Source organism: Klebsiella sp. JN_Kp127, from assembly GCF_040062505.1.
Lineage (GTDB): Bacteria > Pseudomonadota > Gammaproteobacteria > Enterobacterales > Enterobacteriaceae > Klebsiella > Klebsiella quasipneumoniae.
Genome location: NZ_JBEAHS010000047.1, coordinates 1 through 14,078, shown reverse-complemented (window position 1 = coordinate 14,078; position 14,078 = coordinate 1). Strand labels below are relative to the sequence as shown.

The following is a 14,078-nucleotide window of genomic DNA, read 5'->3' as shown; positions in this document are numbered from 1 at the left end:
CATAGCAGTCTTCGGGAGAAAAATATGGAGCTGACCGCCGTTCCCGCCACGCAGTTCAGCAGCGTGCAGTTAACGGATATTCTTAACGCCTGTTTTGAAGCCTATATGGTACCGGTGACCCAGTCGGTGGAGGGATTTGTTCAGCGCTTTAGCGCCGAGGGGATGAGCCTGATCGATTCCCGCGTCTGGCTGGCCGGAGATGAACCGGCGGCGATCGCGATCGTCGCGCGTCGGGGGAATATGGCTCGCCTGGCGGCCTTTGCCCTGCGCCCGGCCTGGCGCGGCAAAGGTCTTGGGCGGAAATTGATGCAGGAGCTGCTGACGTTTCTGCAGCAGCAGGAGATCGAGACGGTTTCCCTGGAGGTGATCCGCGATAACCACGCGGCCGTCGCGCTGTATCAGTCGTTAGGCTTTACGCGGCGCTATGGGCTCTGCGGCTACCTGAGCGCAGAGCCTCTGGCTGCGGCGCCTGGCGTGTTACAGCCTTATCCGATCCTGGCACTGCTTCGACGCGCCGTTGAGGAGAGTAACAGTCAGCTCCCCTGGCTGATGGATCCGCTTACCTTCGCCACCCTGCCATGCCGCGTCGTGACCCTGGAACAGCGCGCCTTCGCGGTACTGAGCACCTCGGGCTCACGGCCTTTACTGCAGTTTTTATGGTTGGAACCCGCCGCCCGTCGCCAGGGGCTGGCGCAGGCGCTGCTGATGGCGTTGGCGCAGCAGTTCCCGGGGATCGGCACGTCGGTGACGGTCCCGGAAACCTTTACACCGCTGTTTGCCGCGGCGGGATATGCGCCGCTATCGCTGCAGCAGTATGAAATGACGATGGAGTGTGCGGCAGCGAAGTCCGCTTAGGCGGGAGTGTGCGCTGGGCCGCAAAAAACAGCACGGGGCGTCGATAAGCCTCTCTTTTGCCGCATCATATCTCTTCGTAATGGCGACGAGGGGGATGTAATGCGTAAAACGGAACTGTTGGCTTTTTTGCAAAATCAGACCGATTTTTTCGATCCGGATAACCTGAGCGACGTTTTTACCGCCAGCTGGCTGGCTCAGCGTTTCGCCATGCAAAGAAATACCGCCAGCCACTATCTCAATCAGCTGGTCGCCCAGGACGTGCTGGTGAAGATCAACACCCGGCCGGTCTATTTTCTGCATAAAAAAGCCTTCTGCCAGCAGTTCTTCCCCCTTTCCCGCAGCGAGTACGCCAGCATGGCGGAGCTGCTCGCGGAGAGTGACCGCCAGCCGGAACAGGCGGACCATTTTTCGTTGCTGACCGGGCATGACGGCAGCCTGCGTAAACCGATCGAGCAGATGAAAACCGCGCTGTTTTATCCCAACGGCGGCCTGCCGCTACTGATCGTCGGCGACAGCGGAACCGGCAAAAGCTATATGGCGGAGCTGATGCACGAGTTCGCGATCGCCCAGGGCCTGCTGGCGCCCGATGCGCCCTTTGTCAGCTTCAACTGCGCGCAATATGCCAGTAACCCGGAGCTGCTGGCCGCCAACCTGTTTGGCTATGTCAAAGGCGCGTTTACCGGCGCGCAGAGCGATAAAGCCGGGGCGTTCGAGGCGGCAAACGGCGGGATGCTGTTTCTCGACGAGGTCCATCGACTGGATGCTCAGGGGCAGGAGAAGCTCTTCACCTGGCTGGACCGCAAGGAGATCTACCGGGTGGGAGAGACCGCCCATGGCCTGCCGATTTCCCTGCGGCTGGTGTTTGCCACCACCGAAGATATTCACAGCACGTTTCTGACCACCTTTCTTCGTCGTATTCCGATCCTGGTCAGCTTGCCCGATCTTCAACACCGCAGCCGCGAGGAGAAGGAGGCGCTAACGCTGCAGTTTTTCTGGCAGGAGGCGCGGACGCTTGCCGCCAGGCTGCAGCTCACGCCGCGGCTTTTGCAGGTTCTGACGCAGTACGTTTATCGAGGCAACGTCGGCGAGCTGAAGAATGTGGTGAAGTACGCCGTTGCATCGGCCTGGGCCAGGTCTCCGGGCAGCGAGATGCTGACCGTGACGCTGCACGATCTGCCGGAAAATATCATGGCGGCGACGCCGGCGCTCAGTGAAGCCATGGGCCAGAAGGAGCCGCTGCTTATCGAGCCGCAGACCAGCCTGGTCTGGCTGCTGCGGGCGCGCGATCCGGTTCAGGGGCTGATCCATGACGTTCAGTGTCGGATTCTGGCGCTGTATGAAGCAGTGCTAAATAAAAAAACGGTCTGGGAAGAGGCGCAAAGAAGCATGGGGGAGGAGATTGAAACCCTCTTCGATCGGCTGATCTTTGATAACCAGGATGCCAGTAGCTCGCAGATGTTGCTGCTGATCGCCCATCAGGTGCGGGAGGAGTATTATCGCCTGGAAAAACGCTTCAATATCCAGTTTAACGGCAACTGTCTCTACGCCCTGAGCCACTACCTGATCCATCGCTCCCGTCAGGCGGCGTCCACGATGAGCAATGAGAAAATCCGTCTGCTGGCGGATTTTCTGGCAAACAAATTCCCGCTGCTGTATCGCTTTTGCGAAGCGATCCTCGACGCGCTGGCGCTGAAGCTGGATATTGAGCCCCGGCGTATTGACCTGCTGTTGCTGGTGCTATGGTTCCAGAAAAACGGCGCAATCAGCCAGCAGCAGGTGACCCGCGCGATTATTCTCGCTCACGGTTACGCCACCGCCAGCAGCATCGCCAGCGTGGCGAACCGCTTGCTGAAAAGCCCGCTGTTTGAGTCATTCGACATGCCGCTCGACGTGACGCCGGAGGCTATCGCTAATCAGGTGATGGCGTATATTGAGCGCCACGCGCTGGCGTCAGGGCTGATCATTCTGGTCGATATGGGATCGCTGAACGCTATTCACAGCCATTTTAATCGTCGCCTGAATACGCCGGTGGCGATTATTAACAATGTCTCCACCGGCATGGCGATGTACGTCGGGGAGCGGATTTTGCACGGCGATATGCTGGAAGATATCGTCCGCGAGATCGGCGACGATCTGGCGGTTGAGCACCAGCTCTATTACCCGCAGACCGATAAACCGCGGGCGATTTTGACCACCTGCGCCACCGGCCTGGGCGCTGCGGCGAACCTTTCGGCGCTGTTAAAAGCCAGCATCCCTGAAGCGCTCGGCGTTGATATTGTGGCCTGCGATGTGGAGACCCTGGCCGACCCCGCGCGGCGGGAGCCGATGCTCAGCCGCTACGACGTGCTGGCGATCGTCGGCACCCTCGATCCGCATCTTGCCGATCTCCCGTGGATCTCGCTGGATTCGCTGATCTCGGGGGAGGGAAGTCGCCCGCTAATGCGTATCTTCGGCGAACTGGCGACAGCGGAGCAGGTCAGCGAGATCAACAACCTGATCCTGAAAAACTTCTCGCTGCGGCGGGTGATCGAGTCGGTGACGATCCTCGATACCGCGAAGGTGATCAACCAGGTTGAGCAGTTTTTGCTGCGCTATGAGCATTTGGCCGGGTACGAGGTGCCCAACGAACGTAAGGTGGCGCTGTATGTGCATATCAGCTGTCTGATAGAGCGGTTAATTCGCCACGCTTCCCCAACCCATTATGCGGGAAGGCAGTGTCCGGAGCGCGAGCTGGCGACGCTGCGCGAGGCCTTTAGTGTCATAGAGAGCGGATATAGTGTCAAAATCCCCGCCGTAGAACTGTACTACATTCACGATATTCTGACGCGCGAAACGGAATTTATTCAGGAAGATCAAGAGTTTTAACGCTTCTCTCCCTTTTGTCCTTACGTTAGCCGACGCGCCACTGTTTCTGGCACGTCGGTTGCAATTAAGAAAGCAGTGGAATGCGCTTTCGAGGTAAGGATGAAACGACACTATATTTTTGCCAGCCACGGCACCTTTGCTAACGGTTTGTTGAACTCTGTGGAGCTGATCCTCGGTAAACAGCCGGATATTCATACTCTGTGCGCCTATGTAGAAGAGGAGGTCGATCTGACGCAGCAGGTGGAGGCGCTGCTGGCGCGTTTCCCGGCGCAGGATGAGCTGATAGTGATTACGGATATTTTCGCCGGTAGCGTGAATAATGAGTTTGTGCGTTTTTTATCGCGCCCGCACTTCCATTTATTGTCCGGGTTAAATCTACCATTAATTATTGATCTGCTTATTTCTGCAGCGGAAGAGAATACCGAAAAATTAATTTCTGAAGCATTAATCAACGCCAAAGAGAGCATTCAGTACTGCAATCAGACTATTGCCGGGGCGATGACTATGGATAAAGACTTCTGAAATGAGGATGCATGATGATTACGTTATTAAGGGTTGACCATCGATTACTTCACGGCCAGGTAGCCTTTTCCTGGACCCAATATGTCGGCGCCGATTGCATTTTAATCGCCAACGACAGTGTCCCTGAGGATGAACTGCGGAAAACCACCATTAAGCTAGCTAAACCACCCTCGGTGAAGCTGGTGATTAAAAATATAAATGACTCAATTGAGGCGATAAAAAGCGGGGTTACCGATAAATATAATTTATTTATTGTTGTGGAATCGGTCAATGACGCCTGGCGTATTGCCAGCGCCGTTGAGGACATAAAAAGTATTAATCTCGGCGGGATTAAGGCCAAAGAGGGCAGTAAAAATATCTCTAAGGCGATTAATTTATTGCCGGAGGAAATAGAGCAGTTGCAACAACTGGTGGGCAAAGGCGTCGAGGTGGAGATTCGCCAGGTCCCGAACGATCGCAAACAGCTTTTTACGGAATGCGTGTGATTCCGGAGGACAGATTATGGTAGAGGCTCTCTTACTGGGTCTGGTGGCGTTTATCGCGCAATCGGAATATGCCTTAGGGACGTCGCTGATTTCCCGGCCTATCGTCACCGGGCTGCTGACCGGTCTGGTGCTGGGGGATGTGCAGACCGGCGTCATTATGGGCGCGACGCTGGAGCTGGCGTTTATCGGTTCGTTCTCCGTTGGCGCCTCGATCCCGCCCGACGTGGTGACCGGCGGTATTCTCGGCGTGGCGTTCGCCATCACCTCCGGCGCGGGCACGGAAACGGCGCTGTTGCTCGGCCTGCCTATCGCCACCCTGACCCTGATCCTGAAAAACGTTTATCTGGGGATGTTTATTCCGCTGCTCAGCCAGAAAGCGGACGGCTATGCGGAACGGGCGGATACGCGCGGCATTGAGCGGATGCATCTGATTGCCGGATTCGGCCTGTCGCTGATGCTTGCCACGGTGGTGACCGTCTCATTCCTGGTGGGCAGCAACGCGGTGAAATCCCTGCTCGATACGATCCCGGAATTTATTAAACACGGACTCAGCGTGGCCACCGGGATCATTCCGGCTCTCGGCTTCGCGATGCTCGCCAGGTTGCTGATTAACAAGAAGGTGGCGCCGTACTTTTTCCTCGGCTTTGTACTGATGGCCTATTTGAAAATCCCGGTGACCGGTATCGCCATTCTCGGCGCCATCGTGGCGGTGGTGATGGTTAACGTCACCGCATTGAGCGCACCTCGTACCACGACAGAACAAGGAGTCAGCGATGACGACGAAGATGATTTCTGAAGAGACCCTGCAGCCGCAGGAGCAGGAAGAAGCGCGAATTACGCCGCGAGATTTACGCCGGGTGTTCTGGCGCTCCTTCCAGATGGAGTTCTCGTGGAACTATGAGCGACAGATGAATCTCGCCTTTGTTTACGCGCTGATCCCGGTGCTGAAGAAGCTCTATCCGCGCAAAGAGGAGCTGGCCGGGGCGCTGAAACGCCATCTGGTGTTCTTCAATACCACGCCGCATATCGTCACCCTGCTGTTGGGGATCACGACGGCGATGGAGGAGAAAAACAGCCAGCAGAAAAATATGGATGCCAACGCGATTGATAACGTCAAAGCCTCGCTGATGGGGCCGCTGGCCGGGCTGGGAGACTCCTTCTTTTGGGGAACGCTGCGCCTGATCGCCACCGGCATCGGCACCAGCCTGGCGCTAAAGGGCAATATTCTCGGGCCGATCCTGTTTCTGCTGGTGTTTAACGTGCCGCACATTCTGGTGCGCTGGTGCTTTACCCGCTGGGGCTACGTGCTGGGCACCGGGGTGCTGCAGCGGATCCAGAAGAGCGGAATGATGGAGAGCCTGACCTACGGGGCGTCGATTATCGGCCTGATGGTGGTCGGGGCGATGACCGCCTCAATGATCGATATCACCATCCCTGTCTCCTTCGGGGCCGGGGAGGCCAAAACTCAGGTGCAGGACATCATCAACGACATTCTGCCCTGCATGCTGCCGCTGGTGAGTTTCGGCATCGTCTACTGGCTGCTGGGGCGGAAGGTTAAACCGCTCTCTATTATCGGCGGAATGGCGCTGGTGGGCATTCTGGGTTCGTGGATCGGATTGTTTTAACGGGAGTGAGCTATGCGACCAACAATGATGACCTATATCAGCGAAGAGCCGGCCTGTCTGGCGCAGATCCTGCGCGACTACCGGCACAAGCTGGCGGCGATTGAGACCTTCGCCCGCCAGCAGCCGGTGCGGCGTATTTTGCTGCTGGCGACCGGATCGTCGCTGAATGCCGCGCTTTGCGCGCGCTATTTCTTTGAACAACGCTTTGGCGTGCTGGTGGACATTAAAGAGCCGTACAACTTTACCCATTACGAAACTATCGACCCGCATACCGATCTGGTGGTGGCGATTTCACAGAGCGGAAAAAGCGCGTCGACGCTGGAGGCGATGCGTAAGGTACAGGCCTCAGGACTGCCGGTATTTGCCCTGACCTCCGACCCGCAAAGCCCGACCGGGCGGGCCTGCGATGGCGTTCTGGATATCAATACCGGGATCGAGAGCGTAGGGTTTGTCACCCGCGGCTTTAGCGCGACAGTGCTCAATCTGCTGCTGATAGCGCTGATGATTGCTCGCAGCCAGGGGAAGGCCAGTGAAGCCGAGGAGCAGCACTATCTTGCCGAATTCCAGCGACTGGCGGCGGCGATCCCGGAGGTCATCGCCCGCACTTCGCGCTTTATCGACCGGCATAGCGAAACGCTGCGGAGCGGCGAGCGCTTTGTCGCCACCGGCTATGGCGCGCTGGTTGGCGTGGCGAAAGAGTTCGAAACCAAATTTACCGAGACGGTGCGGGTACCTTCCAGCGGCTTTGAGCTGGAAGCCTATATGCACGGCCCCTATCTGGAAGCCAATGCCCGCCATGTGATGCTGTTTATGGAGGACTCGTCGGACGCGCGAACCCGGGCGCTGCGCGACTATATGGCGCCGTCGATTGCCCGCGCCTTTACGCTGACGCTGGGGGACGAAGAGGATGAACAAACGCTGGCGCTTAACTGCCCGTGCGAGCATCACCTGGCGCCGCTGCTGCTGATTGTCCCCGTGCAGATGCTCGCCTGGCATACCGCCGGGCTAAAAGGCATCGATCTGGCGATACGTATTTTCGACGATTTTGACCGCGTATTAAAAAGTAAAATCTGATTATTCAGGAGAAAACTATGTTGGGTTTTAATCAGGACGAGTACCTGACCAGTGCTCGCGAGATCATCGCTGCGCGTAAACAGGCTGAAACCGTGGCCGACGCTATTTATGACAGCGGCTGCAGCGCGTTATTTTTCGCCTCGGTAGGCGGTTCTTTAGCTCCGATGATGGCAATTAATGAGTTTGCCAAAGAATTAACCAGCGTGCCGGTTTATCTTGAGCAGGCGGCGGAATTAATTCATCGCGGGCATAAAAAATTAAATAAAGATGCAGTGGTGGTGACGTTATCCAAATCCGGCGATACCAAAGAGTCGGTGGCCATTGCCGAATGGTGCAAGGCGCAGGGGATACGCGTGGTAGCCATTACCCGTCATGCCGATTCGCCATTGGCTGCCGCCGCCAGCTGGCATATTCCGATGTGCCACAAAAATGGCGTGGAATATGAATATATGCTGCTGTACTGGTTATTCTTCCGCGTCATTTATCGTCACGGCGAGTTTGCGGATTATGCGCGTTTTGCCAGCCAGCTCGAGTTGCTGCCGGAAAATCTTCTGCAGGCCAAACGCCAGTTCGATCCCCAGGCGGACAGCATTGCCGCGCAATACCATGACAGCGACTATATGATGTGGATTGGCGGCGCGGAAATGTGGGGTGAGGTCTACCTGTTCTCGATGTGTATTCTCGAAGAGATGCAGTGGAAGCGGACCAAGTCGGTAAGCTCGGCTGAATTTTTCCACGGCACTCTGGAGCTGCTGGAAAAAGAGGTCCCGCTGTTTCTGGTGAAGGGCGAGGGGAAATGCCGGGCGCTGGACGAGCGCGTCGAACGCTTTGCCGAAAAGATAACTGACCATCTGGTGGTGATCGACCCGCGCGACTATCCGCTGAACGGCATTGATGATGCGTTCCGCTGGATTATGGCGCCGTGCGTGGTGTCTACTCTGCTGGTGGACCGGCTGGCGGCCCACTTTGAGCACCATACCGGCCACGACCTGAATATCCGCCGTTATTATCGGCAGTTTGATTACTAAATCTTGCCTATGGCGGCCAGTCAGACTGGCCGCTCCGCTATTCTCCGAGGCGCTTCCCAGAAAATCATCGTCAAAACCAACCGGTTAAAAACCGGTGGTAGAGTCCGGCTTTCCTTCTCTTTCAGGCAAGCGGATGGCCATGAAAAAACGAATAACCGCCACGCCGCATGATGCGGTGTTTAAACGATTTCTTCGCCACCCGGAGACGGCGAATGATTTTCTCATGCTCTATCTTCCCGAAGCGATCCGCCAGCGGTGCGATTTCGCTACTCTGAGGCTGCAATCGGCGAGCTTTATCGATGAGGATCTACGCGCCTGGTATTCGGACGTGCTGTGGTCGGTGCAAACCACCTGCGGGGCGGGATATATTTACGTGGTGATAGAGCATCAGAGCTCGCCGGATAATCATATGGCTTTTCGTCTAATGCGCTATGCGATTGCCGCGATGCAGCGACACCTCGACGCCGGGCACAAAACGCTGCCGCTGGTGGTGCCGATGCTTTTTTATCATGGCGCAACCAGTCCGTATCCTTTTTCCCTCAACTGGCTGGATGAATTTGCCGACCCGCAGCTGGCGAAGAGGCTGTACGGCAGTCAGTTTCCATTGATCGACGTCACGGTCATGCCGGACGATGAAATCGTGCAGCATCGGCGGGTCGCCCTGCTGGAGCTGATGCAAAAGCATATTCGCCAGCGCGATCTCAGCGGCATAACGGAGTCGTTGGCGGCCGTGGTGATGCTGGGATACACTAACCCCCGGCAGTTGAGAATGCTGTTTCACTATATGCTGCAGTACGGTAACACGGCCGAGCCGGGCGTGTTTCTCCGCCGGCTGGCCCGCCGTCTGCCACAGTATGAGGAGACATTGATGTCTATCGCGCAAAAGCTTAAGCAGGAAGGTCGACAGGAAGGTCGGCATGAGGGCCGACAGGAGGGGCGCCTGGAAGGGCGCCTTGAGGGCTTACAGGAAGGGAGCCGGCGTGAGGCGCTGCGCATTGCCGGCAGCATGTTACAGAATGGCCTCGACAAAGAGACGGTACAGAAAATTACCGGACTGTCGGCTGACGACCTCAAGCCGCTGTATTGTTAACATCCTGCCACGGAAACCGTTGCCCGGCGCCAAAAACCGCCGGGCAAGGTGGCTTTAACCTTCGCTTTTCACCACTTTGATCTCCACCATACCGATCCCCAGCTGACGCGGGGAGTGGCCGAGGATATTGCCCTCGTTGGTGGACTGCGGGTCCGGCGGAGTGATGGTCAGCGTATTGCTGCGCGTTGGGTTGTCGAAATGCAGCGTCGTGGTGGTCACATCATCGACCAGTGTAAGTACTTGCTCACTTTGCCCAACCCGCACCGGGATCGGCTTATTGGCATTGGGACCGTAGGCTTTAGCGGTGATCACCAGATCAAATTTCTCCGGCAGCGGCTCTTTATATTCAATCTTCACGTCGCTGCCCAGCTGGGCATTGGACCACCGACCCCAGGACTCGGGGCGCGAAATGCCGCTAAACTGTTTCACCTCTTCCGGCGCGCCGGCAACGTTAAACACAAAGCTGTCGGCCTTATAGCGAATATCGTTGTCGACAACTTTCAGCGTATCGACGTTGCCCTTATAGCGCTCCATATCGATAAGGGTGTCCCTGAAGGCGGTCTTACCTTGCCACTGTGGCTTATCAACGTGCTGGACCTTCTGCTCACCCCCCAGCTGTCCCTGCGAGACGCACCAGTCGGTGGAGAGCGCCAGCTCAGGAGACCACAGCTGGCCCATTTTATAGCAGCGATCGACCCACACGAAATTATCCCGCGGCGCGAAATCGGCCAGCTGGAAGCGCAGCGGCGCCGAGTATTCGCTCTCCGGCAGCGGTTCAACGCGCTGGTTCGACACCCGGAGCAGCAGCGGCAGACGGAAATGGCTGCCGGAGAAGGCGATCATGTTCTTCTGCGAGTCGATGGTGAAGTTTTTCATCTCTTTCGGGAAGTTCCACAGGCGGATCACGTCGGGTTTCCAGGCCAGGACCTTCTCTTTCATATTCATGAAAATACCGGAGAGCGACTGGCCAGAGAGACTGCTGCGCCCGAGGCCGATATAGTTATCGCCACCGAGAATATCCAGCACCGTCGCGCCGTTATCCATGGTGTTGCGTTTCACCGCCAGGGTCTCCTGCTGCGGCCGATCGCCGCGCAGGACAAAGAACAAATTGCTGCGATCGTGCTTGTTGAGGTAATCCCAGGCGCTGTTCTTCATGGCCAGGTGATCGGAAGAGACCACGATGACCGTGTTTTTGAAATAGGGAGAGGCTTTGATCTTCTCGATCAGCGCGGCGATATGTTCCTGGCTGCAGCTAACGGCGCTGAAGGAGAGATTTTTCTTGCCGTCCACGTCATAGCGTTTACGCTCGCAGGTACGCGAGATAAAGCCGTCGGGATGGTGAGTGTCCACCGTCAGGGCGAACAGTGAAAAGCGTTTTCCGGACTGCGACAGTTCTTCGAATTTTTTCCACGTCTCGTCGAGTACCGTGTCGTCATAGAAGCCCCAGTCGTTGCGGTAGGTTGGATCGGCTACCGTGGTTTTGAGCTCTTCCGCCCCGAACAGGTGATCGAAGCCGTGGGATTTGAGAAACACGTCTTTGCCGGCAAAGCGCAGGTTAGCTCCCTGCACAAAATAGTTTTCGTAACCGGAGTTTTTCAGGATATCGCCAAGGCAGATATTCTGCGGAAAGAAGCTGGAGACCGAGGCCGAAGCGTTGCCTTCAAACGGGGCAAACAGCGGAATGCCACACTGTGATGCGACCATGCCGGCGATGGTGTAATCGGTCCCCGGCAGCTGCATAGTATTGCTGAAATCAATGCCCTCATCTTTTATTCTGCCAAGCTCAGGGGTGAGGTTGGGGAAAGCATCGTTATCAAAATAGGTGCGCTCAAGGCTTTCGCCATAGATATAGACCAGATTCAGCTGCGGATTGTCGATACGCTTCGACGGTTCTTTGTAGTACGCGGCAAAGTCCGGATCTCCTTCCCGCGACTGCGATTTCACCAGCTCGCTGATTTGATGGAAGGCCGGGCTGGCGTCGACCGAAGCCAGCGCCAGCAGCAGCGCCGCCAGGCTGTAGCCGACGTGATGAGGATGATGCCGACGGCGGCGCAGCACCCATCCCAGGGCGCCAAAGACGGCAACCAGCGCGACGGCCACGCCGACGCCCGGCAGAATGTATTTGCCGATCCCGGCGCCGGTCAGGCTGTTGGTCAGAGTGTAGAGTACCGCGTCGTTGATGCCGTCGCCGGTAAAGTAGTCGCTGGCGTAGAGGGTGATATTAAGCACCACGAACAGACCTAACACCGTGAGCGTGGCGGCAAACCACCAGGTGTTACGACCCGCTTTCCAGGCATAAAGCACCACCGAAGCTAAAAATAAGGCGATGGATAACAACTCTGACACAGCTCATCCTCATTAACGCCAGTTATCGGCTGGCAGAACAGATTACTTTTCAAGCCACACTGTAATTGCAGCGCCATCTTGCTGCAATTCTAGCGTCATGAAAGTGTGCAGTTATTCAGAATTGGTTTAGAAGTTGCCTTTTTTGATCGGCGTCGCAACGGGCGGGGCGGGGAAGCGCAAGGAGAAAAAGGCGAAAAAAGCCGTTTCAGGCCGCGCTGCCGTCGCGAAGGCGACAAACGCGGCATTGGCCCTCTGCGTCAGGAGAGAAAGTTAACGCCCTGTTTTAAGACCAGATCGCAGGCTTTGGTTTTCACCTGTTTCGCCAGCGAACTGTTGCCGAGGGTATTCAGGTCAAGCTGCTGGCCATTATTGCTATTGAGCAGCCCCTGCAGGCCATCAAGATAGCTGGTGTCCTGTTTTTGTTTTTCCGGCGTGCTGAGCCCCAGCTTATCCAGCACCTGGTTTTTGACGTTATCAGCGCTGGTCGCCGAGGCGAGCTTCTGTTTGGCGCAATATGACATGATCCCGGCGGCGTTATTCATGCTGCTGGCGGTCAGCGACTGGCTGCTGCCGTTGAGCAGGCTGGTCAGAGAGGAGATGGACATTCCGCCGCCGCTGGCCTGGGTGCTGCTGCCGCTGAGCTGGCTGGCGGCGCTGTTGAGGGAATCCTGCCAGGAGGCGGCGTGGGCGCCGGAGAGGGTAAATGCGCTGAGGGTAAGCGCGGCAAGTAAGCCATTTTTTAACGATTTCATAGACGGACTCATAAGCGTGACTGAAGAATCGCTTTAGTATAACGCCGTCGTCGTCCGGAAATCTCTTAATACTCCTTGCCGGTGACGCGGTGCCGGTAACTTTCCCAGTTGAAGATAACCCACAGGCTGTTGCCCAGGCGCATACGGTCCATCACCCGTTCGCCGAGCAGCTTATTCATCTCTTCCATATTACTGTTGGTCAGCATACCGGTGGGCCGTTTGGATGAAGATCGGCGGTCAACGATCTGATTGATAATGACCTTTTCATAGCGAGACTCTGTCTGCATACCAATTTCATCAATGACCAGAAGATCGACCTTGCTGAGGTCGCTCAGTAACTGCTCTTCGCTCGTCTCCCGGTTGCCGAAAGTATCTTTCATCGCCGACATAATATCGGCCACGGTGATGATTAAGACCGACTTCCCGCGCAGCAGTAGTTCGTTGCAGATAGCCGCAGCGAGGTGGTTTTTGCCGGTGCCTGGTTTGCCGGAGAAGATAAAGCTGGCGATATTGCCATCGAACTCCTCCACGTACTGACGCGCGCGGGCGAGGGCGTTCATCTGCCCCTCGCACTCGACGCGATAGTTATCAAAGGAGCAGTTCTGATGAAGGGGGCGGATCCCCGAGCGGTTAAAGGTGCGCTGCATTTTCATCGCGCGGTTCTCCCGCTCCAGTGCTTCGGAACGCAGCTTGCCTTGCTCTTTTTGCCAGGCCAGCAGCTCTTCGCCGGTTTTAAACGCCGGTTCGATATGAGCCGGCATCATTTTCTGCAGGCGCTTCATCAGATCGCCAACGTTTTTCATGCTCATCCTCGGAAACCTCGCGGAATATGACTGTCGGGTTCGCTAACGCTGTTCACATCGCGCTTCGGCTGCCCGCCGTTGCTGGCGCGGCTGATTTGCACGCTGCGAGCCAGTTTCTGCTGCCACTGCACGTGGTGAAACACTTTACCTTCCGCCTGCCAGTAAGCGACGAAAGCGGCCAGCTCTTCCGGGGTGACCGGCTGGCTCAGCGCGATGCCCCACAGCGCGGCCAGACGCTGAAAGTCGGCGTCCGGCTGCCAGGCCGCATACATGGCAAATTTGCCCATCGGCACCGCAACCGGCGCCGCGGCGGGCTCGTCGAAAAACTGCGGGTCAAGCGCGATGTCGCTGCCGGGGCGCGCCAGCCTGGCTTCCAGCTCCAGCAGCTGCGCCAGCCGGGCTGGGGTCAGCGCATAGAACGCCGGGGCGTTGTTGGCAAAAACGGCGACGGTGCCGTCAGTCGATTTCGCCAGCAGCGCCGCGTGCTGCTGGAGGAACTCTTCCAGGCCGCTAAAATGGGAGGTTAAAATTCGCGAAGACATAACTCTATCTCAACTCTGAACTGCAAAGAGTGGGGTGATCTGCACATAGTAGCACAGAGCCCGTCGCGGAAGGAGCGTCGCGGCTCTGCCG

The 14,078-nt window shown here is 56.8% G+C and carries 13 protein-coding genes; 9 read left to right on the top strand and 4 right to left on the bottom strand.

The features are described from left to right. The first annotated feature begins 24 nt into the window (after positions 1 to 24). From ABLV04_RS17920 to ABLV04_RS17880, 9 genes are all read left to right on the top strand, one after another. Complete coding sequence (locus ABLV04_RS17920) at positions 25 to 855, top strand: GNAT family N-acetyltransferase (protein ID WP_147733697.1); 831 nt, start codon at positions 25 to 27, stop codon at positions 853 to 855. A gap of 99 nt (positions 856 to 954) precedes the next feature. After that, positions 955 to 3,720 (top strand): sigma-54-dependent transcriptional regulator, encoded by a 2,766-nt coding sequence (locus ABLV04_RS17915; RefSeq protein WP_023291865.1) that lies wholly within the window; start codon positions 955 to 957, stop codon positions 3,718 to 3,720. 99 nt (positions 3,721 to 3,819) lie between these two features. Next, entirely contained in the window at positions 3,820 to 4,242 is a 423-nt protein-coding gene (locus ABLV04_RS17910) for a PTS sugar transporter subunit IIA (RefSeq protein WP_044525295.1), read from the top strand. A 14-nt stretch (positions 4,243 to 4,256) separates the two neighbouring features. Next, positions 4,257 to 4,727: a PTS sugar transporter subunit IIB gene (locus tag ABLV04_RS17905; RefSeq protein ID WP_023291867.1), complete on the top strand. Its 471-nt coding sequence runs from the start codon at positions 4,257 to 4,259 to the stop codon at positions 4,725 to 4,727. Between the two features lie 16 nt (positions 4,728 to 4,743). Further along, a complete protein-coding gene (locus tag ABLV04_RS17900) occupies positions 4,744 to 5,523 on the top strand; it encodes a PTS mannose/fructose/sorbose/N-acetylgalactosamine transporter subunit IIC (RefSeq protein ID WP_023291868.1) in 780 nt (259 codons plus the stop codon). Further along, on the top strand, positions 5,501 to 6,352 hold the full coding sequence (locus tag ABLV04_RS17895) for a PTS system mannose/fructose/sorbose family transporter subunit IID (protein WP_023291869.1): 852 nt from the start codon (positions 5,501 to 5,503) through the stop codon (positions 6,350 to 6,352). Before ABLV04_RS17900 ends, ABLV04_RS17895 begins: the two co-directional genes overlap by 23 nt. 12 nt (positions 6,353 to 6,364) lie before the next feature. Beyond that, complete coding sequence (locus ABLV04_RS17890; RefSeq protein WP_110238192.1) at positions 6,365 to 7,426, top strand: SIS domain-containing protein; 1,062 nt, start codon at positions 6,365 to 6,367, stop codon at positions 7,424 to 7,426. Between the two features lie 17 nt (positions 7,427 to 7,443). Then, on the top strand, positions 7,444 to 8,454 hold the full coding sequence (locus ABLV04_RS17885) for an SIS domain-containing protein (protein ID WP_032454785.1): 1,011 nt from the start codon (positions 7,444 to 7,446) through the stop codon (positions 8,452 to 8,454). A gap of 133 nt (positions 8,455 to 8,587) precedes the next feature. After that, positions 8,588 to 9,544 carry an Rpn family recombination-promoting nuclease/putative transposase gene (locus ABLV04_RS17880; RefSeq protein WP_072199098.1) on the top strand — a complete coding sequence of 319 codons (957 nt, stop codon included), beginning with the start codon at positions 8,588 to 8,590 and terminating at the stop codon, positions 9,542 to 9,544. A gap of 54 nt (positions 9,545 to 9,598) precedes the next feature. Here ABLV04_RS17880 and opgB read toward each other — a convergent pair whose 3' ends face one another. The 4 genes from opgB to dnaT form a co-directional block, all read right to left on the bottom strand. Further along, positions 9,599 to 11,890 carry a phosphatidylglycerol--membrane-oligosaccharide glycerophosphotransferase gene (opgB, locus tag ABLV04_RS17875; protein WP_147733698.1) on the bottom strand — a complete coding sequence of 764 codons (2,292 nt, stop codon included), beginning with the start codon at positions 11,888 to 11,890 and terminating at the stop codon, positions 9,599 to 9,601. A gap of 257 nt (positions 11,891 to 12,147) precedes the next feature. Then, a complete protein-coding gene (locus ABLV04_RS17870; protein WP_023291874.1) occupies positions 12,148 to 12,642 on the bottom strand; it encodes a DUF2501 domain-containing protein in 495 nt (164 codons plus the stop codon). 65 nt (positions 12,643 to 12,707) lie between these two features. Further along, positions 12,708 to 13,445: a DNA replication protein DnaC gene (gene dnaC, locus ABLV04_RS17865; protein WP_025999144.1), complete on the bottom strand. Its 738-nt coding sequence runs from the start codon at positions 13,443 to 13,445 to the stop codon at positions 12,708 to 12,710. Positions 13,446 to 13,447: 2 nt separating this feature from the next. Beyond that, a complete protein-coding gene (gene dnaT, locus ABLV04_RS17860) occupies positions 13,448 to 13,987 on the bottom strand; it encodes a primosomal protein DnaT (protein WP_032454787.1) in 540 nt (179 codons plus the stop codon). Positions 13,988 to 14,078 lie beyond the last annotated feature (91 nt).

Excerpts from the sequence above, each read along its gene's own strand:
- dnaC (WP_025999144.1), bottom strand. The coding sequence starts at position 13,445 with ATGAAAAACGTTGGCGATCTGATGAAGCGCCTGCAGAAAATGATGCCG.
- ABLV04_RS17890 (WP_110238192.1), top strand. The coding sequence starts at position 6,365 with ATGCGACCAACAATGATGACCTATATCAGCGAAGAGCCGGCCTGTCTG.
- ABLV04_RS17915 (WP_023291865.1), top strand. The coding sequence starts at position 955 with ATGCGTAAAACGGAACTGTTGGCTTTTTTGCAAAATCAGACCGATTTT.
- ABLV04_RS17880 (WP_072199098.1), top strand. The coding sequence starts at position 8,588 with ATGGCCATGAAAAAACGAATAACCGCCACGCCGCATGATGCGGTGTTT.
- dnaT (WP_032454787.1), bottom strand. The coding sequence starts at position 13,987 with ATGTCTTCGCGAATTTTAACCTCCCATTTTAGCGGCCTGGAAGAGTTC.
- ABLV04_RS17910 (WP_044525295.1), top strand. The coding sequence starts at position 3,820 with ATGAAACGACACTATATTTTTGCCAGCCACGGCACCTTTGCTAACGGT.
- ABLV04_RS17905 (WP_023291867.1), top strand. The coding sequence starts at position 4,257 with ATGATTACGTTATTAAGGGTTGACCATCGATTACTTCACGGCCAGGTA.
- ABLV04_RS17885 (WP_032454785.1), top strand. The coding sequence starts at position 7,444 with ATGTTGGGTTTTAATCAGGACGAGTACCTGACCAGTGCTCGCGAGATC.
- ABLV04_RS17900 (WP_023291868.1), top strand. The coding sequence starts at position 4,744 with ATGGTAGAGGCTCTCTTACTGGGTCTGGTGGCGTTTATCGCGCAATCG.
- ABLV04_RS17870 (WP_023291874.1), bottom strand. The coding sequence starts at position 12,642 with ATGAAATCGTTAAAAAATGGCTTACTTGCCGCGCTTACCCTCAGCGCA.
- ABLV04_RS17895 (WP_023291869.1), top strand. The coding sequence starts at position 5,501 with ATGACGACGAAGATGATTTCTGAAGAGACCCTGCAGCCGCAGGAGCAG.
- ABLV04_RS17920 (WP_147733697.1), top strand. The coding sequence starts at position 25 with ATGGAGCTGACCGCCGTTCCCGCCACGCAGTTCAGCAGCGTGCAGTTA.